This window comes from Sphingomonas phyllosphaerae, from assembly GCA_036946405.1.
In the GTDB taxonomy this organism is placed as follows: Bacteria; Pseudomonadota; Alphaproteobacteria; order Sphingomonadales; family Sphingomonadaceae; genus Sphingomonas; species Sphingomonas phyllosphaerae_D.
The window spans coordinates 1,397,560-1,421,999 of sequence record JAQIJC010000001.1 but is presented as its reverse complement, the minus strand read 5'-3'; the positions used below and the strand labels follow the sequence as shown (position 1 = coordinate 1,421,999).

The window sequence follows — 24,440 nt, the reverse complement described above, 5'->3', positions numbered from 1 at the left end:
CCTCTCAACGTAGCGGTCGCGGCACGGTGACGCCGGTGGCGGTCAGCTTGACGGGCACGATCGAGCCATCTGCGGCGAAGCGCATCGGCTCGATCGCGATCTGGCGATGCTCACCCTTGTCGTCGTTCAACGGGCGGCGATGGTAGACGATGTACCAGTCGTCGCTGCCCGGCACGTTGACCACCGAATGGTGCCCGGCCCCGCGCGCGACCTGCATGTCCTGCGCGAGGATCGTGCCGCGCTTCGTGAACGGTCCGGTCGGTGAGGCACCGGTCGCATAAGCGACGCGGTAATCCGGACCGGTCCACCCGCCCTCCGACCACATCAGATAATAGACGCCCTTGCGCTTGATGACGAACGATCCCTCGACATAGCCGGGTGGCGTGATTTCCTTGAAGGTCGTGCCATCGGGATGCTTTTCGACCATCGACAGATCGGCGGACAGCCGCACGACGTTGCAGTGTTTCCAGCCGCCGTAATAGAGATAGACCTGCCCGTCGTCGTCGCGGAACACGAAGGGATCGATCGGCTGCGCATCATTGTGGAACGCGCCGATCAGTGGCTTGCCGAGGACATCGCGGAACGGGCCGCCGGGCCGGTCGCTGACGGCGACGCCGATGCCGCCGACTTCGCGATCGCTCTGGATGTCGTTGGCGCTGAAGAACAGATAATAGCGCCCGTTCACCTCGATCGCCGACGGGGCCCAGACCGCATAGGACGCCCAGGCGATATTCTCGACGTCGAGCACACGCCGGTGCTTCGTCCAATGGATCAGATCGGGGGACGAAAACGCGTCGAGGAACGTCTGCTTGGCATAGGACGGCCGCACCATCCGCCGCTTGCGGTCCTCGCGTTGCTGCGCGGAGAAGCGCGAGGGCGTGGCGGGTACGGCGGGATCGTCCGAATAGGTCGGATAGATCCAGTATTTGCCGCCGAACATGCGGATTTCCGGATCGGCATACCAGCCGGGGACGATCGGATTGCTGGCCCAAAGCGCGCTCGCCGAAAGCAGCGCAGCGCCCATCGCCAGCGACGCCTTAACGCAGCGATTCATCGAAGACCTTGCCATCAACGACCCCGTTTCGAAAAAAGTGGGTGGCCACACCGCGGCACCCAGGTGGGGGAAGGATATCGTAAGTCAGAACTTGTACGACACGCCGACATAGGGCCGACGACCGGAATAGACGTTCGAGATGAACCGCGCGTCGGTGTTGTTGCCGAGATGCTGGCGCTGTTCCGACTTGGTGAGGTTGATGACCGAGGCGCGATAGGTCCACGTCTGGTCGGAGTGGGTATTCACAATCGCCTCGCGCGGCGCCAGCGTCGGCGTGATGCTACCTGCGCGGTCGCGACGATGTTGATGCCGGCGGTGGCGAGCAGGAACGTCACCAGGCCGCGCCCGGACCCTCCCGGTCGATAACGAAGATCGGACAGTCGACCTCTCCCTGATGCCGGCCGCGCTTCAGCTTGCAACCGGTTCTCTGCAACGTCGCGGTCGACGTCGCGCTCGTGATCCGGCGCCAGTGTTCGCCCAATGGGGCGCACTCGTCTTGTCGCTGCGACGCGCCTCCTGTGGCAATAACGAAAATAACTTGTCAATTACAAAATCGAAATAAAGACATTTAAACAATCATTTGATGCATGTCAGGATAGCGGTAACGGCCGGTTTGCTGTGGCTGCGTGCACCGGGGCGGCCGATTGGTTGCGAAGTGGATGCGCGTCGCGCCAATTACTGGTGAACCGACACCCACGGTGGTGCGTTGCGCCGTACATGATGATGCCACCCCTGCTGACCACGCTGACCTTGGCAGCGGTGGCATCGACGAGCATCTCGGCATTGCAGTGGGAGCGGCGAGTCCTGATCGTTTCGGCACCGTCCGAACAGGACGCCTCGCTCCGGCAACAGCGTCTCATCATGGCGCGCTGGAGGGCGGCAGCCAAGGATCGCGACCTGCACCTCGTCGAGATCATCGGCAACACGGTGGTCGGCGTCAGCGACACGTCCGCAACGTTGCGGACGCGCTATGATGTGCCGCGTGACCGCTTTGCGGTCGTTTTGATCGGCAAGGATGGCGGGACGAAGCTCCGCCAGACACGGCCCATCGCCGCGGCGACCCTCGAGGAAACGATCGACGCCATGCCGATGCGTCGGCGCGAGGTGCGTTAGATAACGGCTTCCGAAAAACCCTCTCACGCGGCGCAAACGCCAGGCAGCAAAGCACTTTACGGCCAGACTGATCTATGATGCTATCGATGCAGCGGCCGTGAGAGCCGCTGACGGTTGGCAGGCAGGGAGGGGCGACATGAAGTGGCTTTTGGCGGGATCGTTCGCGGCGCTGTCGGCGAGCCTCTCCGTAGCACAGACGACCACCGCTCCGCCGACCGCACCCACGCCAGGCGGGCTGGGCGACAAGATCGTCAACAATCCGCTGGCGCCATGGTCAGCCTATGGACCGAACCAGAAGAGCGTGTTGCTCGATACGGAGGGACCGAAGGGTTATCCGGCCACCCGGGTGACGATCACCAAGAAGGGCGCGAATGCATGGGATGCCGGTGTCGGCATGCCGCTGCCGAAGGCAGTTTCCGCCGGGGACGTCCTCTATGTCGCGATCTACCTGCGCGCGCCCGATCTCAAGGACGGCGAGACCGTGACCCTGCCCTTCTACGGCATCGGCGGACCCGCGCCCGCCTATGCGACGATCGTTACCGACCACGCGGCGATCACCAATCAATGGGCGCAATATTATGCGGTGGGAACCGCCAACGAAGCCTATGCGGCGGGCACCACCCAGGCAACCGTGCACCTCGCCGGCGACAAGCAGGTGATCGATGTCGGCCCGATCCGCGTGTTCAATTTCGGCAAGGGTTTCGATCCATCGCACTTGCCGAGAAACAAATAGGTCATCGAACAGTCGGAAAGCGGCCCGGCTTCCACCAAGAAGCCGGGCCGCCAACAAGTACAAGCAAATCGGACTCGGGTGGGACCTGCCACTTCGCGGCATTCCCAGCCAAATACCGAAACTAGAATTTGGCGCGTACACCGAAGTTATAGCGCGCACCCGTTTCCTGCTGCAGCAGATAGCGCTCCTTGATGACCGACCATTCGTCGATGAACTGGTTGGTCACGTTCACCCCTTGCACATAGACCTGGAAGTTGGGCGTGAGATCGTAGGAGACGTTGAAGTCGAGCTGGCCGTAGGACGAGCGATTGCGCGGGCGCGATTGGCTATCGCGACAATTGCGAAGGTAATCCGAGCGCCAGTTGTACGACACACGCGCCGAAATCCCGTACTTCTCGTAGAAGACACTTCCGTTCGCCGAATGCGGAGACAGGCCATTATAGCCGCACTGGAAATCGGCGAGCGTCTGGTCACGCTCGGCGGTGCTGGCGACGTAGGTATAGTTGCCGGTCAGGCCGAAGCCGCCGACGAACCCGCCGAGCGCATCGAACGAATATTGACCGCCGACCTCGACGCCCTTGATCGTGCCGCTCTGGCCGTTGCGCGTGCGCGTGTCCTGATAGATCCGGCCGAAGCGCTCGACCGGCAGCGTCTGGAGCTCGAGGAAGTCCGACAGATCCTTGTAGAACCCGCCGACGCTGATGTAGCTGACGCGCGACAGATACCATTCCAGCGACAGGTCGTAATTGGTCGACCGGAACGGCAGCAGACTGGGATTGCCGCCCGACGACAGCGGCACCGCGATACGGCCGCCGTAATCGTTGTTGACGCCCAGATCGGTCAGCGTCGGTCGCGTGATCGTCTGCGAAAAGGCGCCGCGCGCGATCAGTTTCTCAGTCAGATTATACTTGATATTGGCCGAAGGCAGCGCGTTGACGTAGCTGCTGCGCACCGCGATCGCGGTCGCCGGGCCATAACTGTATTGCAGCGTGTCGTCGCCCGGCGTGTTGGCGATGCCGGTGACCGGCGTGTCGAAGCCGGAGGACAGCACCTGCGTACGGATCACCCGCACGCCGGCGTTGCCGGTCCAGCGTTCGCCGCCGAACTGCATGCTGATATAGCCTGCGGTCAGCCGCTCCTGCACGTTGACGGTGCCACGCAATTGCTCGCGCACACCGAACGGGCCGCCGGGCAACGCCTGCACCTGCGCCGCGAACGCTGCCTGTTCTGCGGGCGTCCGGCCGTTCGACGGAATGCTCAGCGTCGCCGGGTCGTTCAGATAGGCGAGGAACGCCTCCGGATCGACCTGGAACAACGACGGCGGGATGTTCTGCCCGCCGCCCAGCAGATCGCCCCATTCATACGGCTGGAGCAAACCCGACGCGATCGGCACCTGATAACCGCAATAGGTGCAACTGGTGTCGCTGTTGTTGAACTGGCGATTGATCTTGCGCCGCTCGGTATAGGAACCGCCCAGCGTGACGTTGCGCAGGATCGAGCCGTCTACGGTCCACTTGCTGTCGAAATGATATTCGGACCCACGGTCGCGCGTGCGATTGGCGTCGATCCCCATATAGTGGAGCCGCATCAGGTCCGGGTTGTTGATGATGCTGTTGTCGTAGGAGATCGACGGAATGCCCTTCCCGCCGTCCAGCGAGAATTGATAGCTGTAGGGCAGTAGCGCGCCATAGACGAGATAGGCGTTGGGCGAGGTACGATTGGCTCCGGTCGTCGACGCATCGAAACGCAATTCGACGTTGTCGGTCGGGTTCCATTTGATGTTTCCGCCGATCTGGTAACTGTCCGACCTGCGATTCATCGTGTTGTAGACGTGGTCGACCTTGGCGTTGACGCCGTTGTTGGTCAATCCGGGGTTGTCCGCCAGGAATTGCGGGTTCGCGGCGATGAAATCGCGTCCCAGCATCGTCAGGCCGGTGGCGGTATTGCTGCTGTCGAACGTCGGCTCGAAATAAGGCGCGGCCATGAAGTTATCGAGCCGCCGCGTCACGCCCGAGATGTTGAAGCGTGAGTAGATGCCGTCGACCGTGATTTCCAGCGTGTCGGTGGGCCTGAACTGCACCGCGCCGGAAAGGTTGATGCGCTCGCGTTCTTCTTGCGCACGCTGGTAATAGACGCTCTGCGGCAGGTTGGCGTTGCCGGTCACCGGATAGCGCGGGTCGCTGCCGGTAATCAGCGTCGGCACGCCGCCGATCGTCTGGACGATATCGGGACGTCCGTTGATCCAGCCATCGACCGCGATCTGATCGGTCTGGCTCTGACGCTTGGTATAGGAGCCGGCGAGCAGCACGCCGAACGTCTTGTCCGGGTTGGCGTACGATACGGTCGCTGCAAGATCCGGCGTGATCCGATCGCGCGAGCGGTCGTAGATGCCGCCGATCTGCGCCGCCGCGTGGAACCCGCCGCGCCCTTCCAGCGGGCGTGCGGTGACGATGTTGACCGTCGCCCCGATCCCGCCTTCCTGCAACTCCGGCACCGGCGATTTGAAGACGTCGGTCCGCTGGATCATGTTCGACGACAGCACGTCGAATGAGAATTCACGCCCCGAATTGTCGGTGGCCATCACGCGGCCATTGACCAGCACGGTGTTGAACTCCGGCCCGAGCCCGCGAACGGTGATGAACTGCCCCTCACCGCCCGAGCGGTCGATCGCGACACCGGTGATCCGCTGCAGCGACTCGGCGATGTTGGCGTCGGGGAACTTGCCGACGTCGACGGCGGTGATCGAGTCGACGATCTGGTTGGCGTCGCGCTTGACCTGCGCAGAGGAACTGAGGCTGGCGCGGATCCCGGTGACGACGATGTCCTCGCCGGCGGCCGGAGCCGCGGGGGCTACGGTCGCATTCTCCTCGCCGACCGCGGCGGCCATCGGCGTCTGGTCCTGCGGGACCGTCGCCGGCACCTCTGGCGCGGAGCCTGTCTGCGCCAGTGCAGGCGCGCCTGCCAGAATGCTTCCGAGCAGCAGACATAATTTGAGTGAGGTGCGCATGACCCGTTTCCTCTCCGATGAAACGATGCCGCACGTTGGCGGCGTTCTTTATTATTTCATCGCTATTGAGAAAACGGACCGCTGGATCAAGGCGATGCTGTTACATTCGATATGATGCACATTGCTAATCACTGTACATCGCACCGCGTCCGGTCTGTCTACACGGCTTCTGTTAGCGCTCGCCGGGATGGTCTACGTCGGAAGCAACCGACCCGGAACACGGGCCTGGTATATATCGGCGTCGGGCAAATGGCGGAGAGGGTGGGATTCGAACCCACGGTACCCGTGAGGGCACGCCGCATTTCGAGTGCGGTGCATTCGACCACTCTGCCACCTCTCCGCGAGGTCGCCGGCGGCTTCGAAAAAGCGCCCGGCGGTGGGTCGAGGCGCGGCCCCTAACGGCTTGCGGCACACGACGCAAGCGCATCTCGTGTTGTGCTGCACGATTTCTGCACTAGATACGCTGGTATGACCCGCGACGCGCTGGCTGATACCCGCCTCCCTGACGATCCGATCGCGCCGCCGATCGCCCATGCCCGCTTTTCGATCGGCGAGGTGGTGCGCCACCGGATGCTCGATTTTCGCGGCGTGATCTTCGACGTCGATCCGGTCTTCGCGAACAGCGAGGAATGGTATCAGTCGATCCCGGAGACGCTGCGCCCCGCCAAGGACCAGCCCTTCTATCATCTGCTCGCCGAGAATCTCGAATCGAGCTATGTCGCCTATGTCAGCCAGCAGAACCTCGAGCATGACGACAGCGACGAGCCGATCGAGCATCCCGCGATCGCCGGGCTGTTCGACCGGCTGGACGACGGGCGCTACGGATTGAAGCGGCTGCACCGTCACTAACTCCCCGCCCCGGCGGGGACATTAACCCTGCCACCCGGGCGGGGAATCGGTTGACATCGCGGAAGCGCTATCCTAACCGCCACGCTTCAACCGTGCGGCATGCCCGTCGCGGTCCATGACATTTTGGGAAGCAATTCCCGTTGAAGGAAACATCGTAGCCATGTTCGCAGTCGTGCGCACGGGCGGCAAGCAGTACCGCGTCGCCGCCGGAGACAAGATCGTCGTCGAGAAGATCGAGGGCGAGGCCGGCGCGTCGGTGACGCTGGGTGACGTGCTGCTCGCTGGCGAGGGCGCGGAGCTGAAGGACGTCGCGGGCCTGACCGTCGCCGCCGAGATCATCGCCCAGGCGAAGGGCGAGAAGGTGATCGTTTTCAAGAAGCGTCGCCGTCACAACTATCGTCGCCGCAATGGCCATCGCCAGAACCACACGATCCTGAAGATCGTCTCGGTCGGCTGAGCCCCAAAGCGCGGAAGGAACAGACACAATGGCACATAAGAAAGCAGGCGGTTCGTCGCGTAACGGTCGTGATTCGGCCGGCCGTCGCCTCGGCGTGAAGAAGTTCGGCGGTCAGGAGGCGATCGCGGGCAACATCCTCGTGCGTCAGCGCGGGACCAAGTTCTATCCGGGCCGCAACGTCGGCATCGGCAAGGACCATACCCTGTTTGCGCTCGTCGACGGCCGCGTGGTGTTCCACGACGGCAAGCTCGGCCGCAAATTCTGTTCGGTCGACATGATTGCGGCCGCGGCCGAATAACATCGGGTGACCACACGGGTTGCCCACCAGGGCGACCCGGGGTTCCGCGACGGAACCCAGCCAGACAAGGGAGACGGGTCCGCCCCGGCTCCCTTTTTTCTTGCTGCTCCCTCCCTTTACCGTTCCCGTGTCGCGCGCGCGTCATCGTCGCGTGCCACGGGACCGTCGCAGGAGATGGAGCACATGTTCGCGTTGACGCCCCGTTTGACGTTACGGCCCGGCTGGTTCGAGGATGCGCCCGCGCTGGCGCAGGCGATCGGCCACGAAGCGGTCGTGACGCACCTCGCGCGTGTTCCGTGGCCCTACACGCTGGAAGACGCCGAGACGTTCCTGTCGCTCCCGCGCGGTGCGACGGAGCCCCGCTTCGCGATCATCGAGCGCAGCGGCGCGCACCGGCTGATCGGCACCATCGGGTTGCACCGTGCCGACAACGGCGATCACGAACTCGGCTATTGGCTGACCCCCGACGCATGGGGCCGCGGCTATGCGACAGAAGCCGGCCGCGCGGTGGTCGACATCGCGCGCCACGCACTTCCGCTCACGCGGCTGACCGCCTATCACCATGTCGACAACGCGGCGTCGGGGGGCGTGCTGCGCAAGCTCGGCTTCGTCGAGACCGGGCGGTCGCAGCGCTGGTCGCTCGGCCGTGGCGGAATGGTCGAGTCCGTCGACTTCGCGCTCGAGCTCGACGCGGAAGCAGGGCGCACCGACGCGGCGATGCCGATCGCCGCGTAACGGGCGGACGAGGACGCAGACCTGCCGCCCTCCGTCCCGAAAAGAGGGGAATGAAGACCGATGAGCGATTTCACCGTCGCCTATGAAGCACCGCTCCGATTTCGGGCGACCCACGCCGATTCCGGTGCGGCGCTGGTCATGCACGGTCCGCAGGAACTCGGCGGGACGGGCGAGGGCTTTTCGCCCAGCGACCTGCTCTCCTTGTCGCTCGGCGGCTGCATCCTCGGCATCATGGAGATCGCCGCGCGCGCGATGGACATCGGGGTCGACGGTGCCACGGCAACCGTGTCGAAGGACATGGGCGGCAACCCCCGGCGGATCACGCATCTATCGGTGATCGTGCGCATTCCGGGGACATTCGACGACCGCCAGCGCCGCAAACTCGAGGCGGCAGCCCACGCCTGCCCGGTGCACAACGCGCTCGGCATCGATGCGCCGATCGTCTTCGACTGGGTCGGCTAAGGTGTGATCCATCCCGCTTGAACCATCTCCCGCCGTCACCCCGGACTGGTTCCGGGGTCTACCGTCCCGCAAGAGCAACCACCGGGGTGCTGGCGGAACGGTGGATGCCGGAACGAGTCCGGCATGACGGGGGCGGTTCCACTTCAGCTGTGGTGGATCATGCTCTGGGCTAACGCGCGCGAGCGGGGTCAGCTTGCAGGCAAGTACCTCCATAAGCTGCCTGATATGGCACGCCGAAGCATTGGATAAGCCGATCGATGACAGTCAGGTTGGGAGGCCACTTTTCCGTCGCGGGAAGATCACTCGGTTTTGTGACAGCGGTCAACCGGCGTCGCGCTGCGAGCAGCGCCACACGATCGTTGCGCAGGAAAGCGATTGTGGCATCCACATACGGATTCCAACCGAAATCGTCTTGCGTCGGGGGCTGTCGTGACTTTTCCATCAAGGGAATAGCGGCAGCATAATCGCCGTTTGACGCTCTCAACTGCGCTTCATGCCAGTAGAGCAGATGGATCCGTTCCTGATAATTCAGGCGATAAGCGCGGATCATGTCAGCTGCTGCCTTGCCACAACCGGGCTTGTCCGCCAGCGCGCGCCAACCGCCCTTCATATCCTGATCGAAAGCATCGAAGCCTAGCGCCAGCTTCTCACGATCGTAGCTGCATGTCTCCGCGGCAGGAGTAGCGCGCTGCGAGGACGTCGAGGCGTCGATCGGCAAAGAAAGAAGAAGCGCTAACCAGAACATCGGCAGTCTCCGTTCGGGAGCCCGGCTCGCCGGCGCGGACGGACGCCACGATACGATCGTAACCTGCGGCTGGTCGACTTACCGGCGACCCGCATCGTGCGGCTCACGCCGCGACCGGCGGCAGCACCGCCGCTTCGTAATCGCTCTCGGCCAGCCCGATCAGCGCACGGTCGTCATGCTTCCACGGATGGAAACCGGGCAGGAAATACGCCAGCCACACCCCCGCCACCTTCCGCGCCATCCCCGGATAGCCAAGCGCGTACCACGCCATCCGCGCCCACACCTTCGGCCCGGTCAGTCCGTCCTGCCGCAGCAGCTCGGTCATGCCCCGCGCGCGGCCGTGGACGAACCGCCACGTCGTGATAAGCATGACCAGCGCCTTGACCCGCCAGCGCGTGAAGCGCGGCCAGTCGCGCGTCGCGTGCCGCCACGTGTCATAGGCGACGCCCTTGTGCTCGATTTCTTCGGCGGCGTGCCACAGCCACAAGGCGCGCGCCTGTTCGTCGCCGCCCGCCAGATGCCGCGGGTTGGCGATCAGTTCGTGCGCCAGCATCGCGGTGAAATGTTCGAGCCCGGTGGTCGCGGCAAGGCTGCCGATCGGCGGCCGCCCCTTCGTCAGCGCCAGCGCGGCGTCGACATCGCGATCCAGCAGCGTGGTGTCATAACCCTGATCGGCGACGTGACGGTTGAACGCGACATGCTCGCGGGTATGCAACACCTCCTGCTTGATGAAGGCGTTGATCTCGCGCGCCAGCCGCGGCGGCGTGCCCTCGCGAAACTTCCGCACGCTGTCGACGAAGAACCCCTCGCCCTTCGGAAACGTCACCGACAGCGCGTTGTAGAAGGCGGTGGCATAAGGATCGTCGTTCAGCCACCAGCGACGGATCGCCGCGCCGCGCCCGAAGCGTCGATCGCGCGGGGTGATGGTCAGGTCGGCGGGCGTGGTTGCTTTCGCCACAGAAACCTCCACTAAGGACAGACACGATCTGTTAACTTACACTGGTGTCAGTTAATTGCCTCCTGCCTCGAATGCAACCCCACGCCGGCGGCTGAGCCCCGAGGCGTCGCGCGATGCGGCGCTGGAGGCGGCGCGTGTGCTGCTGGTCGAAAAGGGGCCGCAGGCCGTGACGCTGAAGGCGGTGGCGGGGCGGATCGGGCGGACGCACGCCAATCTTCTCCACCATTTCGGCTCGGCGGACGGGCTGCAATCGGCGTTGATCCAGCGGATGACGGCCCTGGTCGTCGCGCCGATCCGCGACGCCGCGCGCCGCTCGCGCGAACGCAAGGACCCGGCCGAGCTGGTCGACGTGGTGTTCGACGCGTTCGGCGCCAATGGCGCGGGCGCGCTGGCGACGTGGATGATTCTCAACGGCAATCAGGACGCGCTCGACCCGATCCTCACCGCGGTCCACGATCTCGTCGAGGACCTGTCGCACGACGAGAATCGCCCCGACGCTCCGATCAAGGACGAGACGTTGCAACTGGTGCTGGCGGCGCTGGGCGACGCGCTGCTGGGCGCACCGATGGCGCGCGCGCTGGGCCTGCCGAGGGACCGCGCGCGCGCGATCGCGCGGACGATGTTGCTCAGGGATCGTGGCGTGGTGGAGGCGTAACGTCGTCATCCCCGCGCAGGCGGGGATCCAGACGCGCAGGTCGTCGCAAGGGCCGTGACGTCGGAGGTTCTGGGTTCCCGCCTGCGCGGGAATGACGGGAATGTCCCTCCGCGGCGTAGCCGCGTCGTCGGCCGCGGGCGATGCGCGCGCCGGCCGGGCGCGCTCCGATATCGCTTTAGCCGCGCTAAAGCGGTACGGAGCACGCCATGCACTTTCTCGATCAAGCGAAAATCTTCGTCCGCTCCGGCGCGGGCGGTCCAGGCGCCGTCAGCTTCCGGCGTGAAAAATACATCGAATATGGCGGCCCTGACGGCGGCAACGGCGGCAAGGGCGGCGACATCGTCTTCGAGGCGGTCGCCGGGCTGAACACGCTCATCGACTTCCGCTACACCCAGCATTTTCGCGCACCGCGCGGCATGGGCGGCTCGGGCAGCAACCGCACCGGCGGGGGCGGCGACGATCTGGTCATCAAGGTGCCGGTCGGCACGCAGATCCTCGCCGACGACGAGGAGCGTACCCTGCTCGCCGACATGACGCGCGTCGGAGAACGGATTACCTTCCTGCGCGGCGGCGACGGCGGGCGCGGCAACGCCAGCTACAAGACCTCCACCAACCGCGCGCCGCGCCAGCACGGCACCGGCTGGCCGTATGAGGAGGCGTGGGTGTGGCTGCGGCTCAAGCTGCTCGCCGACGCCGGGCTGGTCGGCCTCCCCAACGCCGGCAAGTCGACCTTCATCAACCAGGTGACCAACGCGCAGGCCAAGGTCGGCGCCTATGCCTTCACCACCACCCGCCCGCAGCTCGGCGTCGTGCGCCACAAGCAGCGCGAGTTCGTCGTCGCCGACATCCCCGGGCTGATCGAGGGCGCGGCGGACGGCGCGGGGATCGGCGACCGCTTCCTCGGCCATATCGAGCGCTGCCGCGTGCTGCTCCACCTGATCGACGCCAACGACAAGGACGTGGCGGAAAGCTACCGCATCGTCCGCGACGAGCTGACCGCTTACGGCGGCGGGCTCGACGAGAAACCGGTGGTGGTCGCGCTCAACAAGATCGACACGCTCGACGACGAACTGATCGCCGCGCTCTCGGCCGAGCTGGAGGAAGCGAGCGGCGCGGAGGTGATCCCGATCTCCGGCGCGAGCGGCGTCGGTGTCGATTGGGCGCTCGACCGGCTGCTGGAAGCAATTCCGACCCCCGACCGCCCCGTCGACGACGATGGCGAGGAACAGGAAGTCGAATGGTCGCCGGTGTGACCGCGGCTCACCGCCAGCTGCGCAACGCCGGCACGTAGCGCGCTGGCAGCACGCGCAGCGGCGGCGGCGCACCGAAGGCGGTGCGCGCCCGTTCGAGCGTCGCCGCGTCGTACGGCTGTTGACGATAACCTGGCTGCGCACTGACGAGCATCAGCGAGCCGGGCGGCAGATGGTCGAGATCGCGCCGCCAGACTGCTGCCAACGCATCGTGATCCTTCATGCAAAGCGCCGCGCGTTCGACAAGGTCGCGATTGGGAGGTGGTGCGTACCGCCTACTTTGCGGCTCGGCCGCCTGATCGATCCGCGCCAGCGCCGCAGTTGCCTCGGCGGTCCGGCCCAGCCCGTGCAGCACGCAGGCGCGGACCGAATCGAACTGCGCCGTGGCGCCGGGAACAACCGACATGCGTGCCGCCATCGCCGCGAAGCCGCGCTCGGCACGATCGACCCGTGGCAACGCCTCCGCATATCGCCCGGCGAAGGCCAGCATCGACGCCGCCTGCAGGTCGACGTTGATCGCATAAGGTGATGCACCGAGCCGCGCGACCGTCTGATCGAGCAGCACGACGGCTTCGTCGATCCGGCCGTCTTCCGCCAGCGCGCTGGCCATGGCGTTAGACACGCTCGACCATTCGGCGCGGTCCCAGTCGCTCGTCAACGGATTGGCGTCACGCTCCTGTTGCAAGGCGGTGATCGCCTCCACCCACCGCCCCGCCTCGCGCAACGCGACGGCATATTGGAGCAGCGCGCGCACCCGCGTCCGCACCGCGCCCTGCGAGGGTTGACCCGCCCGCGTTCCGGCGCGTCCTTGCTCCCACGCCGCCCGCGTGCGCGTGACCATCGCCTCGCGCAATGGCACCAGATCGTCGCCCGCCCAACGGCTGATCGGATCGTGCAGGAACGTCAACCGATCGTCCGCCAGCACTGCCAGCACCGGCCCGAGCGTATCGAGCGGCACTTCCACCCACGGCGTCGATCCCGTCAGCGAACGATATCGCAGATTCCCGGCTCCTTCCCCGGTCTTCAGCTCGACCATGCTGTCGACCCCGCCGATCCGCGCGGTGCCACGCACCGTCTCCGCCGCTACCGCCGGCGCGACGATCGCCGCTGCGATCGCAACCGCCGCCCACATGCTTCGCTGCATTTCCACCCTTCCCCGTCTTCGCCGGGATCATGCACGCGGCGCGTGGGCAGGTCGAGAAGATCGTCATGGCACGGCGCCGCGCGTCGCGCTAACGCCGCAGGCATGTCGCTCTTCCCGCCTACCGCCTGCCGGCGATTGATCGTCAAGATCGGCTCGGCGCTGCTCGTCGATCCAGAAGGCGGAGTCCGGCGTGCGTGGCTGGAGGGGATCGCCCGCGACATCGCCGAACGCACCGCCGCCGGGCAGCAGGTCGCGGTCGTCTCGTCGGGCGCGATCGCGCTCGGCGCCCGGCGGCTCGGGCTCGCCAAAGGCGGGCGCGCCAGCCTCGAGGATGCGCAGGCCGCCGCCGCGACCGGGCAGATCGCGCTGGCGGGCGTATGGGCGGACGTGCTCGCCGCACAGGGGCTGACCGCCGCGCAGATGCTGGTGACGCTCGGCGATCTGGAAGAGCGCCGCCGCTACCTCAATGCCGCCGCGACGCTCGGCCGGCTGCTTCAGCTCGGCACCGTCCCGGTCATCAACGAGAACGATTCGGTCGCCACCGAGGAAATCCGCTTCGGCGACAACGACCGGCTCGCGGCGCGGATCGCGCAGGCGGCGGGTGCGCAGGGCGTCGTACTGCTCTCCGACATCGACGGACTGTACGACCGCAATCCCGCGCAGCCCGGCGCGCAGCATATTCCGCGCGTCGAGCGGATCGATGCCGCGATCGAGGCGATGGCCGATCGCGGCTCCGCCTCGGGAATGGGGTCGGGCGGCATGGTCTCGAAGATCGCCGCCGCACGGATCGCCAATGCCGCCGGGGCCGCGCTCGCGATCGCCTCCGGCCGCGTCGAGCGCCCGCTTTCCGCCGCCGCGCGCCACACGCTGTTCGTCGCCGAGCGCGCCGCCCCCGCACGCAAGGCGTGGCTGGCCGGCGGGCTGACCGCGGCGGGAACGATCCATGTCGATGCCGGCGCTGCCCGCGCGCTCACCGAGGGCCGCAGCCTGCTCGCCGCCGGAGTAACGCACGTCGAGGGCAGCTTCGCGCGTGGCGATCTGGTCGCGATCGCCGGCCCCGCAGGACCGGTCGCGCGCGGCCTGTCCGAATATGACGCCGCCGAAGCGACACGGCTGCTCGGCCGGCGCAGCGATGAACATGCCGCGCTGCTCGGCTATGCGCCGCGCGCGGCGCTCGTCCACCGCAACCATATGGCGTTGCTGTGATCCTCGCGCTGACCGGCGGCACCGGCTTCGTCGGCGGCGCACTGATCCAGCAGGCGCTCGCCGCCGGGCATCAGGTGCGCGCGCTCGCCCGCCGCCCGCAGCCGCCGCGTGACGGCGTGACGTGGATCGCGGGCGCACTCGACGACGCGCCGGCGATCTCGACACTCGTCTCGACCGCCGATGCGGTCATCCACGTCGCGGGTGCGGTCAACGCCCCCGATCGCGCCGCTTTCGCCACCGCCAATATCGACGGCACCCGCAACGTAGTCGAGGCCGCGCGGACATGGGACGTGCGCCGTTTCGTCCACGTCTCCTCGCTCGCCGCGCGCGAGCCCGCGCTGTCGAACTACGGCTGGTCGAAGGCCGGGGCCGAAGACGTGGTGACCGACAGCGCGCTCGACTGGACGATCGTCCGCCCGCCCGGCGTCTACGGTCCCGGCGACATGGAGCAGCGCGACCTGTTCCGTGCCGCGCGCCGCACCGGCGTCGTGCCGATCCCGCCGCGCGGGCGATTATCGATCATCCATGTCGCCGATCTCGCCCGCCTGCTGCTCGCGCTCGCCGAAGCGCCCGCCGACCACGCCGTCTACGAACCCAGCGACGCCCACCCGCTCAGCTACGCCGATTTCGCACGCGCGATCGGCGTGGCGGTCGGGCGGCGCGCCCTCCCACTCCCCCTCCCCGCCGCGCTGCTCCGCACCGCCGCACGCGCGGACAAGCTACTGCGCGGCACGAAGGCGAAGCTGACCGCAGACCGCGTCGCCTATATGGTCCATCCCGACTGGACCGCCGAGCCGGCCAAGGCCCCGCCGCCCGCGCTCTGGCACCCGCAAATCGCCGCCGTCGATGGCCTGACCGACACGGCACGATGGTATCGCGCCCACGGCTTGCTATAGCGCGGCCAGACAACCGCCGCATTTCAGGGCCAGAGCATCCGCATGACCGACCGCACCGCCATCCTCGACACGCTGCGCACGCAGATCGAACCCTTCAACAAGAAGGGCGTCGCGATCACCGAAGCGACCAGCTTCCAGGGCGATCTGGAGTGGGACTCGCTGACCGTGATGGACTTCGTCGCCGCGATCGAGGACGAGTTCGACATCATCATCACGATAAACATGCAGGCCGAGATCGAGAATGTCGGCCAGCTCGCCGACGCGGTCGAAAAGCTGAAGGGCTGAGTCGCATGACCGAGACCGGCCTGCAGAGCGAGAAGCTGCCCGCCGAACCCGTCGCCGCGCCGCCGGCGCGCGACCTGTTCGCGAAGTTCGATCCGCTGCTCGCCGAACGCGCGGCGCTGATGGGCTCGGGCGTGCGCGATCCGTTCGGGATCGTCATGGAGCAGGTCACCTCGCCGACCACCGCGGTGATCCGCGGCAAGGAGACGATCCTGCTCGGCACCTACAATTACATGGGCATGACGTTCGACCCCGACGTGATCGCCGCGGGCACCCGCGCGCTCGAACAGTTCGGCAGCGGCACCAACGGCAGCCGGATGCTCAACGGCACCTTCCGCGACCACGTCGAGGCGGAGGACGCGCTCAAGGAATTTTACGGCGCGAGCGGCGCGATCGTCTTCTCGACCGGCTATCAGGCCAATCTCGGCACGATCTCGACGATGGCGGGCCGCGGGGAATACGTCATCCTCGACGCCGACAGCCACGCCTCGATCTACGACGGCTGCAAGATGGGCGATGCCGAGATCGTCCGCTTCCGCCACAATTCGGTCGAGGACCTCGACAAGCGGCTCGGCCGCCTGCCCAGGGAGCCGGGCAAGCTGGTGGTGCTGGAGGGCGTCTATTCGATGCTCGGCGACATCGCCCCGCTGCGCGAGATGGTGCAGGTGTCGAAGAAGCACGGCTGCATGGTGCTGGTCGACGAGGCGCATTCGATGGGCTTCTTCGGCGAGCATGGCCGCGGCGTCTACGAGGCGCAGGGGCTGGTGCTCGGGGAGGACGTCGATCTGGTGATCGGCACCTTCTCCAAGTCGGTCGGCACCGTCGGCGGCTTCTGCATTTCGAACCATCCGAAGTTCGAGGGGCTGCGCTTCTCGTGCCGCCCGTACATCTTCACCGCCTCGCTGCCGCCATCGGTGGTCGCGACCGCCGCCACCTCCGTGCGCAAGCTGATGACCGCGCACGACAAACGCGCGCGGCTGTGGGATAACGCCCGCCGGCTCCACGCCGGGTTGAAGGGGCTGGGCTTCGCGCTCGGCACCGAGACGTGCGATTCGGCGATCGTCGCGGTGATCCTGCAGGATCAGGCGCAGGCGGTGGTGATGTGGCAGGCGCTGCTGGAGGCGGGGCTCTACGTCAACGTCGCGCGTCCGCCCGCCACGCCGTCGGGCACCTTCCTGCTGCGCTGCTCGATCTGCGCCGAACATACGTCGGAACAGATCGACCAGGTCATCACCATGTTCGCTTCGGCGGGGCGCCTTGCGGGCGCGACCGAGTGATGACGCATTTGCTCGTTCTTAACGTTTGTTAACCTAACGTCGCGGACGTGACTGATCGCGACGACATCACCGGACGACTGACCGGCGCCTGGCGCGCCATTACGCTGAGCGTGATGGCGATCGCCGGCGCGGTCGTGCTCGCGCTGCTCGTCATCACATTGGCCGAGGTGAATGGCGAGCGCGATCGTGCGCTCGCCTCGCAACGGCACAGCTATGACGTGATGATCCTCGCCCGCACCGTGCAGGGCACGATCGCCCATGCCGAGGCGTCGCTCGGCCGCTACGTCATCTCGGGCGATCAGCAACTTGGCCAGATCTACTATGAAGACTGGCGGCGCGCGAAGCAGGCGATCGGGCGGTTGGCCAAGCTGGTGCACGACAATGACGTGCAATTGACGCACGTCGCGATCCTGCAGGAGGCGTTCCGCACCCGCGGTGACGAGCTGGCCCTGACCGCGCTCAGCACCAATTACGGCAAGAACAATCAGGCGCTCTCGCGCCTGTATCGGGCGCGGCAGAGCGATGCGCTCACCCGCATCAACGACTCGCTCGACGGGATCATCACCGACGAACGCCTGCTGCTGGAGATGCGCACCGCGCAGGCGCGCGCCTCGGTGCACCGCTCGACGACGATCGCCAAGGTGCTGGCGGTGTTCGGCGTGTTGCTGGTCGGCGGCGGGATCACGATGGGCTGGATAATGGTCGAGGCGCTCGCCGACCGCGCGATCGCGCGTGACGAGGCCGAAAGCGAGCGTCTGCGTGCGGACGAGCTCGCCGAGGCGGTTTCGCGCGCCACCGAGGAATTGCGCGCGCAGGAAGCGCGGCTGCGGCAGGTGCAGAAGATGGAGGCGGTCGGGCAATTGACCGGCGGCATCGCGCACGACTTCAACAACATGCTCGCGGTGGTATTGAGCGGGGTCGAGCTCGCCGCGCGCCATCTGCCGCCGAACGCCGATGAGGCGGCGCGGCATCTGGAGGGCGCGCGCGAGGGTGCGGACCGCGCGGCGGCGCTGACGGCGCGCCTGCTCGCCTTCGCACGCGAAACCGCGATCAACCCCGAACCGATCACCGCCGCGGCGCTGTTCGACGGACTGGGCGACATGCTGACCCGCTCGCTCGGCGACGGCATGACACTGGTGCTGGAGGACGACAGCGCCGGCTGGTGCGCGCGCGCCGATCGCGTCCAGCTCGAGAACACGCTTGTCAACCTCGCGGTCAATGCGCGCGACGCGATGGACGGTCGCGGCACGCTGACGATCCGCGCCACACGCGCGACGCTGCCGGGCGGCGATGGCGCGCGACCGGGCGGCGACTTCCTCGCGCTGGCCGTCACCGACACCGGTTGCGGGATCGCGCCCGAGGTGCTCGATCGCGTCTTCGAGCCGTTCTTCACCACCAAGCCGCTCGGCAAGGGCACCGGCCTCGGGCTCAGCCAGACCTTCTCCTTCGCGCGTCAGATCGGCGGCGAGGTGACGATCGTATCGCAGGTCGGCGCGGGCACCACCGTCACCCTGCTGCTCCCGCGCGACCTGCGTGGCGAGCAAGCCACCCGCCCCGTCGCCGCCCCCGCACCGCTCGTCGCGCCGCACCCTGCCGCGCCGGCCGACGGCAACGGCCATGCGATCCTTGTGGTCGAGGACGACCCGCGCGTCCTCTCCGCGACGATGGAGGCGCTGGCGGACCTCGGCCACCACCCCGTCGCCTGCGACGATGCGACGCAGGTCGGTGCGGTGCTTGACGAGATGACCCACGTCGACCTGATCCTGTCCGACGTGCTGATGCCGTCGCTCACCGGCCCGGAGATGATCGCGACGCTGCCGCTCGCCTTCGCGCACGTTCCCGTGCTGTTCGTCACCGGCTTCGCGGGCGGGGCGAGCGGCGGCGTCGCGCTCGGCGATCGTCCGGTGCTCCGCAAGCCGTTCACGCTCGCCGCGCTCGACCGCGCGGTCACCGCCGCCGTGGCGCGCGGCGGCGATCCGGCACCGCTCGCCGCCGAATGACCCAAATCGACTGCTGACGCGCCCGCCGACCCATCCTATAGCCGGTCGTCCCGTCGTCCTCGCAACAAAGGCAGCGCCGTCCCGCCCATGACCTCGATCGACCGCTACATGGCCCGGCTGATCGCGCTGCCGTTGTTCTCGACGTTGCTGATCTCGGCGATGCTGCTGATCCTCGACCGGATTCGCCGCCTGTTCGACTTCGTCGCGACGCAGGGCGGACCGGTCAGCGTCGTGTGGAAGATGCTCGCCAATTTGCTGCCGGAGTATCTCGGCCTCGGCATTCCGATCGGGCTGATGCTCGGCGTGTTGCTCGCCTTCCGCCGCATCGCCACCTCGAGCGAGCTGGACGTGATGCGCGCCGTCGGGATGAGCTACGGCCGGCTGCTGCGCGTCCCTTATTATTACGCGATCGTGCTGGCGGCGCTCAACATCGCGATCGTCGGCTATATCCAGCCACAGGCGCGCTACGCTTACGAACAGCTGCGCTTCGAACTGCGCACCGGCGCGCTCGGCGCGTCGATCAAGGTCGGCGAGTTCACGCACCTTGGCGACCGCATGACGCTCCGCATCGAGCGAAGCCAGGATCGCGGCCGCAAGCTCTCGGGCATCTTCGTCCACGCCGAATCGCCCAAGGGCGACTGGGTCGGCGTCACCGCCGCGACCGGCCAGTTTCTCGCGACCGACGACCCCAACGTCATCATCTTCCGCCTGACCAACGGCACGCTGATCCACAATCGCCCCGATTTCACCACCCCGCGGACCTTGACCTTCACCGCGCACGATCTGCCGATCAACCTGCCGCGCTTCGAAAGCTTCCGCACGCGCGGCGGCAAGAACCTCGAATATACGCTGCCCGAACTCGCCAGGCTCGGCCACGCCTCGACGCGCAGCGAGGAGCAACGCGATGGCAGCCGCGCCGAATTCCACTTCCGGCTGGTAGAGGTCGCGTCGATGTTCCTGTTGCCGCTGCTCGCGGTCGCGCTGGGCGTGCCGCCGAAACGCTCGACGTCGGCGCTCGGCGTGTTCCTCTCGATCGTGATGGTCGTCACCTATCACAAGATCAACCAATATGCCGCGTCGCTGGGCGAACGCGGCTCGGTCGACCCGGCGATCGCCTTGTGGGTCCCGTTCGTGATCTTCGCCGCCCTGATCCTTTGGATGTATCATACGATCGCCAACGTTCCCGGCGGACAGCCGATCGGCGCGCTGGAGCGCTTCTTCGGCAAGGCATGGGCGATGGTGGCGCGCTACCTGCCCGGTCGCCGCCGCAAGGAGGCCCGCGCATGAGCGCGCTGTTTCCGTCGCGCACCGTCGCGATCTATATGGCGCGGCTGTTCCTGACGCGCACCTTCGGCATCCTGTTCGGGCTGGTGCTGGTGCTCCAGACGCTCGACCTGCTCAGCGAGAGCGGGCGGATCCTCGCCACCACCGGCAACGGCGACGCGGAGGTCTGGCGCTACGTGTCGCTGCGCGCGCCGCAGCTGATCTCGACCTTCCTGCCCTTCTCGGTGCTGCTCGGCACGATCCTGACGCTCATCACCATGAACGCCAACAGCGAGGTGGTCGCGCTCAAGGCCGCCGGTCTGTCGGCGCATCAGGTGCTCGCGCCGCTGGTGATCGCCAGCGTCGGCATCGCGCTCGTCACCTTCGCGTTCAACGACCGTATCGTCAGCCGCGCGACTGCCGAGCTGAGCGCATGGCAAAAGGTCAATTACGGCACGATGCCGATCGATCGCGGCAATCGCAGCAACGTCTGGGTGCGCGCGGGCGACGATCTGATCCAGGCCGACGCGATCGGCGGTCGCGGTGCCGGCGCGCAGCTCGGCGGCGTGACGGTTTACGAGCGCAACCCTGACGGGGGCTTGCGCGGGCTCATCAACGCGCCGCGCGGCGTGCGCGACGGCGATGGCTGGCGGATCTGGCCGACGCGCCGCTTCGATGTCGCCTCGGGCAAGGTGACGCGGCTCGGCGCGACGGTTGTCGGACGCGGTGTCACCCCGGATCAGTTCACGCTCGCCAATGTCGACGGCGACGCCTTGTCGTTCGCCGGCCTGCGCGAGGCGATCGGTGATCTGGAGGAAGCCGGCCGTCCGACCAAGGCGCTGGAGGGCGTGTTGTGGCACAAATTGTCGGGGCCGTTGTCGTCGGTGCTGATGCCGCTGCTCGGCGCGGTCGCGGCGTTCGGGATCGCGCGCTCGGGCGCGCTCTTCGTCCGCGCGGTGATCGGGATGGCGCTGGGCTTCGCCTATTTCGTCGCCGACAGCTTCGCGCTGGCGATGGGCAACCTTGGCGCCTACCCGCCATTCCTCGCCGCCTGGGCGCCGTTCCTGCTGTTCCTGCTGATCGGAGAAGCTGTGCTGCTGCGCACGGAGGAATAAGGACGACCTCCGTTCCTTCCGTCATCTCCGCGATAATCCTTCCGTCATCCCCGCGCAGGCGGGGATCCAGACGCGCAGGTCTTCGCGAGGGTCGAGACGTCAGAGGTTCTGGATCCCCGCCTGCGCGGGAATGACGAACAAGACTTTACGGCGGCCTCACTTCGGCTCGCGCTTCGTCCTGACGGAATTAGGGTGAGCCATCCCACCTGAACCATCTCCTGCCGTCACCCCGGACTGGTTCCGGGGTCTACCGTTCCGCAAGAGCAACCGGCCGTGTGCTGGCGGGAAGGTGGATGCCGGAATGAGTCCGGCATGACGGGTGGTGGCTCGCTTCAGCTTTGATGGATTATGCTCTGGAGTTCGATCCATCCAAGCTGAAGCGTTACCCCGGCGAAAGCCGGGCCAGTTGAGGACGCTGGTGATGGAGGTCGCGCCTCGTTTCGTTGGCCTTCCCAACGGGGCCCCGGCGTTCGCCGGGGTGACGATGGCAGACAAGTCAAGCCGGATGGATCAAACTCTAATCGGCTCAAGCCCGGGACAGGCCCCTCACCGCCCCCGGATCGTCGCCATCGTCAGCTTGCCGACCAGCCCCGGCAGCCCGCGATAATTCGCCTTGTAATAAGGCGAGTCTGGCTCGAGCACACCCGCCAGCCGCTGATGCGCTTCGCCCAGAGCATGATACGGCACGCCCGGCAGCAGGTGGTGCAGCGCATGATAGCGTAGCCCGATCGGCGCCCACAGCACCGGCAGCAGAGCCGGTGGCGGCACGTTGACCGAGTCGAGATATTGCGCGGTGACGGTCATCACCTCGCCTTCGTTCTCCCACAGATGTGCGACGAGCGTCCGCACCTGGTTGATGAGCGCCACGCCCGACCCGACCGCGAGGAAGATCAGAAACGCCTCCAACGGCAGCACGCCGGTGGCAGCCGTCACGATCAGCGCGAGCGCCCAGATCGCCGTCGCGGCCTCCAGCCGGTCCCACCGCGCCTTCTCCTCGCCCTGCGGCATCCGGCGACGGAATTGCGGGTTGATCGACAGCGCCGAATAGCGCGACACCACCGCCGTCCGCAGCTTGGGCGACAGCGCCGACAGCGGTGCCAGCACGCCGAAGCGGATCAGCAATCCGACCGGCGCCAGCGCCGAGACGAGGATGAACACCGGCAAGGTCCACGGCTTCATCAGCGCGAGCGGCAAGTACTCGGGATCCTCCGACGTGCCATAGCGCGTCTTGGCATGGTGCAGATTGTGCACGCCCTCGTACATGAACGACGGGATCATCATCGGCACGCCGATCAGCGCGTTCCACCCGGCACGAAAGCCCGGCAACGCGGCATGCTTCACATGCGTCAGCTCGTGGATCATGCTCATCCCGCGATACAGCGCGAGCACCGCCACCACGCCGGCGACGATCGCCAGCACAGTCGAGGTCGAGATGATCGCCACCGCCAGCGCGCCATAGCCGACCACCGACGAGGCGATCAGATCGGTCCAGTAAATGCCCGGCCGTGGCTTCAGCAGGTCGCGCGTCAGTTCCGCTGCGGCCTTAAGCATCGCCTTGTCGTCGGCGATCGTCGGGCGCGGCGCGCGCGCCGCCGCAGTCGCGCGATCGAGAGTGATGGTATTCATGGGCATATCCATTGTCCGAACATAGTGGCGACAGCATGACCGGAACAGGACGTGGCCCTCGCCATTCTGGATAATTGTTCACTCGCTATGATCGAGTGACCCGTTTACACGCCAGCAACATGGCTGAGCTTTCGATCACCCCCGTCCTGACCAAGAGCGACCGCAAGGCGTTCGTCGACCTGCCGTTCCGCCTCTACAAGGACGATCCTTACTGGGTGCCGCCGCTCAAGGGCGAGGCACTGGGGCTCATCACGCCGGAGAAGAACGGCTGGTTCAGCCACGCGAAGGCGCAGCTCTTCCTCGCCCGCCGCGACGGTCGCGTGGTCGGACGCATTTCCGCGCATATCGACACGCTCGGACTCGAGATGCCGGCCGAGCGCGGCTTCGGGCCGGGCTGCGGGCAATGGGGGCTGATGGATGCCGAGGATGAAGGCATCTTCACGGCATTGCTCGCTACCGCCGAGGGATGGCTCCGCGAACAGGGCATGACCCGTGCGCTCGGCCCGATCAGCATGTCGATCTGGGAAGAGCCTGGCTTGCTGATCCAGGGCTATCATCAGTCGCCGACCGTGATGATGGGTCACCACAAGCCCGAATATCGCGAATGGATCGAACGCGCCGGCTATCGACCGGTCAAGCAGCTCATCACCTACGAGCTGGACATCACGCAGGAATTCCCGCCGCTGGTGAAGCGGATCATCCGATCGGGCGATGCGAACAAGAGCATCGTCGTGCGCGAGGTCGACAAGCGCAAGTTCGAGGAGGAGGCGGCGATCATCCTCGATATCCTCAACGACGCATGGTCGGACAATTGGGGCTTCATTCCGCTCACCCCGCCCGAGATCAAGGATGTGGGGGTCAAGCTGAAGCCGATCGTCTTCAACGATCTGATCCGCATCGCCGAGCTCGATGGCAAGCCGGTCGCGTTCATGATCACGCTTCCCGACCTCAATGAGGCAATCAAGCCCTTGAACGGGAACCTGCTCCCGTTCGGCTGGGCGAAGCTGCTGTGGTGGCTGCGCAAGCCGCGCGTGCGGACGATGCGTGTGCCGTTGATGGGCGTCCGCAAGGAACTGCAAAGCTCGCGGCTTGCCGGGCAATTGGCGTTCATGATGATCGAGGCGATCCGCAAGGCGTCGGTGGCGCGTTACGGCGCGACGCGCGGCGAGATCGGCTGGGTGCTCGACGACAATCAGGGCATGAACTCGATCGCGACCGCGATCGATAGCCGCGTCAACAAGGTCTATCAGGTCTACGAACGGACGTTCTGATCCGCTGCGGCGGGTCGCCGGCCGCTGCCGGTAACCCGCCGCTG

At 66.5% G+C, this 24,440-nt stretch carries 24 protein-coding genes and 1 tRNA gene; 17 read left to right on the top strand and 8 right to left on the bottom strand.

What is annotated here, in order from left to right:
- Positions 1-4: 4 nt before the first annotated feature.
- Both PGN12_06845 and PGN12_06840 read right to left on the bottom strand, forming a co-directional pair.
- Positions 5-1,054, bottom strand: coding sequence for a glycoside hydrolase family 43 protein (locus tag PGN12_06845; protein MEH3103607.1), 1,050 nt, complete (start codon positions 1,052-1,054; stop codon positions 5-7).
- Positions 1,055-1,138: 84 nt separating this feature from the next.
- Entirely contained in the window at positions 1,139-1,300 is a 162-nt protein-coding gene (locus PGN12_06840; GenBank protein ID MEH3103606.1) for a hypothetical protein, read from the bottom strand.
- A 471-nt stretch (positions 1,301-1,771) separates the two neighbouring features.
- Here PGN12_06840 and PGN12_06835 point away from each other — a divergent pair, with 471 nt between their 5' ends.
- A complete protein-coding gene (locus PGN12_06835; protein ID MEH3103605.1) occupies positions 1,772-2,167 on the top strand; it encodes a DUF4174 domain-containing protein in 396 nt (131 codons plus the stop codon).
- A gap of 136 nt (positions 2,168-2,303) precedes the next feature.
- Entirely contained in the window at positions 2,304-2,900 is a 597-nt protein-coding gene (locus tag PGN12_06830) for a hypothetical protein (protein MEH3103604.1), read from the top strand.
- A gap of 121 nt (positions 2,901-3,021) precedes the next feature.
- Here PGN12_06830 and PGN12_06825 read toward each other — a convergent pair whose 3' ends face one another.
- Both PGN12_06825 and PGN12_06820 read right to left on the bottom strand, forming a co-directional pair.
- Positions 3,022-5,907 carry a TonB-dependent receptor gene (locus PGN12_06825; protein MEH3103603.1) on the bottom strand — a complete coding sequence of 962 codons (2,886 nt, stop codon included), beginning with the start codon at positions 5,905-5,907 and terminating at the stop codon, positions 3,022-3,024.
- Positions 5,908-6,157: 250 nt separating this feature from the next.
- Positions 6,158-6,247: transfer RNA gene (locus PGN12_06820), tRNA-Ser, on the bottom strand.
- Positions 6,248-6,375: 128 nt separating this feature from the next.
- Here PGN12_06820 and hspQ point away from each other — a divergent pair.
- From hspQ to PGN12_06795, 5 genes are all read left to right on the top strand, one after another.
- On the top strand, positions 6,376-6,756 hold the full coding sequence (hspQ, locus tag PGN12_06815) for a heat shock protein HspQ (protein MEH3103602.1): 381 nt from the start codon (positions 6,376-6,378) through the stop codon (positions 6,754-6,756).
- Positions 6,757-6,916: 160 nt separating this feature from the next.
- A complete protein-coding gene (gene rplU, locus PGN12_06810) occupies positions 6,917-7,213 on the top strand; it encodes a 50S ribosomal protein L21 (GenBank protein MEH3103601.1) in 297 nt (98 codons plus the stop codon).
- Between the two features lie 28 nt (positions 7,214-7,241).
- Positions 7,242-7,511: a 50S ribosomal protein L27 gene (gene rpmA, locus PGN12_06805; GenBank protein MEH3103600.1), complete on the top strand. Its 270-nt coding sequence runs from the start codon at positions 7,242-7,244 to the stop codon at positions 7,509-7,511.
- Positions 7,512-7,694: 183 nt separating this feature from the next.
- Entirely contained in the window at positions 7,695-8,246 is a 552-nt protein-coding gene (locus PGN12_06800) for a GNAT family N-acetyltransferase (GenBank protein ID MEH3103599.1), read from the top strand.
- A 60-nt stretch (positions 8,247-8,306) separates the two neighbouring features.
- Complete coding sequence (locus PGN12_06795; protein ID MEH3103598.1) at positions 8,307-8,708, top strand: OsmC family protein; 402 nt, start codon at positions 8,307-8,309, stop codon at positions 8,706-8,708.
- A 169-nt stretch (positions 8,709-8,877) separates the two neighbouring features.
- Here PGN12_06795 and PGN12_06790 read toward each other — a convergent pair whose 3' ends face one another.
- Positions 8,878-9,453, bottom strand: coding sequence for a hypothetical protein (locus PGN12_06790; GenBank protein ID MEH3103597.1), 576 nt, complete (start codon positions 9,451-9,453; stop codon positions 8,878-8,880).
- Positions 9,454-9,556: 103 nt separating this feature from the next.
- Positions 9,557-10,411: a metal-dependent hydrolase gene (locus PGN12_06785; protein ID MEH3103596.1), complete on the bottom strand. Its 855-nt coding sequence runs from the start codon at positions 10,409-10,411 to the stop codon at positions 9,557-9,559.
- Positions 10,412-10,466: 55 nt separating this feature from the next.
- On the opposite strand from PGN12_06785, the gene PGN12_06780 reads away from it, so the two are divergent.
- Positions 10,467-11,066 (top strand): helix-turn-helix domain containing protein, encoded by a 600-nt coding sequence (locus PGN12_06780; GenBank protein ID MEH3103595.1) that lies wholly within the window; start codon positions 10,467-10,469, stop codon positions 11,064-11,066.
- Positions 11,067-11,272: 206 nt separating this feature from the next.
- Positions 11,273-12,319, top strand: coding sequence for a GTPase ObgE (gene obgE, locus PGN12_06775; protein ID MEH3103594.1), 1,047 nt, complete (start codon positions 11,273-11,275; stop codon positions 12,317-12,319).
- Positions 12,320-12,326: 7 nt separating this feature from the next.
- Here obgE and PGN12_06770 read toward each other — a convergent pair whose 3' ends face one another.
- Complete coding sequence (locus PGN12_06770) at positions 12,327-13,448, bottom strand: hypothetical protein (protein ID MEH3103593.1); 1,122 nt, start codon at positions 13,446-13,448, stop codon at positions 12,327-12,329.
- 114 nt (positions 13,449-13,562) lie between these two features.
- On the opposite strand from PGN12_06770, the gene proB reads away from it, so the two are divergent.
- From proB to lptG, 7 genes are all read left to right on the top strand, one after another.
- Positions 13,563-14,666 (top strand): glutamate 5-kinase, encoded by a 1,104-nt coding sequence (gene proB / locus PGN12_06765; protein ID MEH3103592.1) that lies wholly within the window; start codon positions 13,563-13,565, stop codon positions 14,664-14,666.
- Complete coding sequence (locus tag PGN12_06760; GenBank protein MEH3103591.1) at positions 14,663-15,562, top strand: NAD(P)-dependent oxidoreductase; 900 nt, start codon at positions 14,663-14,665, stop codon at positions 15,560-15,562. Before proB ends, PGN12_06760 begins: the two co-directional genes overlap by 4 nt.
- Positions 15,563-15,604: 42 nt before the next feature.
- The gene (locus PGN12_06755) at positions 15,605-15,847 is read left to right on the top strand and encodes an acyl carrier protein (GenBank protein ID MEH3103590.1); all 243 of its coding nucleotides are present in this window, start codon (positions 15,605-15,607) and stop codon (positions 15,845-15,847) included.
- A gap of 5 nt (positions 15,848-15,852) precedes the next feature.
- The gene (locus tag PGN12_06750; protein MEH3103589.1) at positions 15,853-17,121 is read left to right on the top strand and encodes an aminotransferase class I/II-fold pyridoxal phosphate-dependent enzyme; all 1,269 of its coding nucleotides are present in this window, start codon (positions 15,853-15,855) and stop codon (positions 17,119-17,121) included.
- Between the two features lie 113 nt (positions 17,122-17,234).
- Positions 17,235-19,121, top strand: a complete 1,887-nt coding sequence (locus tag PGN12_06745; protein MEH3103588.1) for an ATP-binding protein — start codon at positions 17,235-17,237, stop codon at positions 19,119-19,121.
- 87 nt (positions 19,122-19,208) lie between these two features.
- Positions 19,209-20,408 (top strand): LPS export ABC transporter permease LptF, encoded by a 1,200-nt coding sequence (gene lptF / locus PGN12_06740; GenBank protein ID MEH3103587.1) that lies wholly within the window; start codon positions 19,209-19,211, stop codon positions 20,406-20,408.
- Complete coding sequence (gene lptG / locus PGN12_06735) at positions 20,405-21,499, top strand: LPS export ABC transporter permease LptG (GenBank protein ID MEH3103586.1); 1,095 nt, start codon at positions 20,405-20,407, stop codon at positions 21,497-21,499. The genes lptF and lptG overlap by 4 nt, the downstream gene beginning before the upstream one ends.
- A gap of 546 nt (positions 21,500-22,045) precedes the next feature.
- On the opposite strand, the gene PGN12_06730 is transcribed toward lptG, so the two are convergent.
- A complete protein-coding gene (locus PGN12_06730) occupies positions 22,046-23,125 on the bottom strand; it encodes a fatty acid desaturase (protein ID MEH3103585.1) in 1,080 nt (359 codons plus the stop codon).
- 119 nt (positions 23,126-23,244) lie between these two features.
- On the opposite strand from PGN12_06730, the gene PGN12_06725 reads away from it, so the two are divergent.
- The gene (locus PGN12_06725) at positions 23,245-24,396 is read left to right on the top strand and encodes an N-acetyltransferase (GenBank protein MEH3103584.1); all 1,152 of its coding nucleotides are present in this window, start codon (positions 23,245-23,247) and stop codon (positions 24,394-24,396) included.
- Positions 24,397-24,440 lie beyond the last annotated feature (44 nt).